General features: G+C 69.2%; 1 pseudogene. It reads right to left on the minus strand.

The window, feature by feature from the left end:
- Window positions 1–110: 110 nt before the first annotated feature.
- Window positions 111–1,232 (minus strand): annotated as a pseudogene (gene istA / locus ACZ53N_RS37440) (IS21 family transposase); the annotation flags it as partial.
- Window positions 1,233–1,339 lie beyond the last annotated feature (107 nt).

Genomic DNA, 1,339 nt, shown 5'->3' on the forward strand with positions numbered 1-1,339 from the left:
CTGCGAGTACTTCCTCGGTGGCGCCACTTCTTCCTCGTTCCCTGTTCCAGGCGATCCTATTGGACACCTGTCCGAGAACTTCGAGGCACCTCAGGCTTGTTGATGGTGGTGCGGGCGGCTTGGGCCGCGGCCGCGTGAGTGGGATCGGTGAGCGTCTGGTGCTTGGCCCAGCAGCGGGTGTGACGGGCGACCTCGACTCCGTCGCAGGTGACCAGGACCTGGTCCAGGTCGGCGGCGACCTCCACCCGGCGGCCGACGGCCAGGGGGTGGACGGAGTAGTCGCAGGTGTCGAGGCGGACGTAGTGGTCGCGCGGCAATGTGAGGCTGGACTTCCACCAGGTGGGTGGCGAGATCGGCGGGATGCCGAGCATCCTCGACTTGTCGGCGTCGAGCCGGTCCGCGGGCCTCGCCTGCAAGGTCCGGTGGAGGCGCCGGTTGGCCTTGGTGAGCCAGTCGGCGAGCTGGACGTTGAAGTCCGCCGGCGAGGTGAAGACCCGGCCGGGCATGAACGAGGTCTCCAAGTACCCGTTCGCCCTTTCAACCAGTCCCTTGGCCTCGGGGTCACGGGGCTTGCACAAAATAATCCTGATCCCGAGCAGGCCGGCGAACGCGGCGAAGTCGTCCGTCAGCTGCGGGCCGCCCGACCGCCAGGACCCGACGGCGCCCTCGTTGTCCCAGACCAGAGCCTTCGGGACGGCCCCGAGCTCGGCCAGCAGCCGCCAGTGCCCCGCGATCAGGTCAGCCGCGTTCCGCGACGGCAGCATGCGGGCACTGATCCACCGCGAGTATCCGCAGACCATCACCAGCACCGGCGGGCAGCCGGTCTGCCCGAACCCGAGCGGGATCTCCGCGGGCGGGAACCACAGATCGCACTGGGCGAGTTCGCCCGGCTCATAGACCGTCCGCGATGCCGGGCCCACCGGCAGATACGCCGGCCGCAGCTCGCGGACGCGGTTCTTGAGCACGGTCAGCCCGCGAGTCCAGCCGATGCGCTCGGCGATCACCGTCGCTGGCATGTCCGGCCACTGCTCGAGCAGCTCGCGGATCTGCGGCTCGACCGCATCGACGATCGAGCCTTTCGGCGCCCGCTGGTACTTCGGCGGCGCGTCGCTGGCCACCGCCCGCCGCACCGTGTTCCTGGCGATCCCCAACTTCCTCGCGATCGCCCTGACCGGCATCTTCTCGGCCCGGTGCAACCGCCGAATCTCGGCCCAGTCCTCCACGCTGATCACCCACCCCCCACCCAGGGCTTTGGCGTAGTCGTGTGACGTCCGGTTCGTGATCATCTGAGGTCGAGGAGTGCGAGGGGGCGGCGTGGGTCGCGGGCATTGTGGTGGAG

The organism is Streptomyces sp. NPDC033229 (assembly GCF_055576875.1).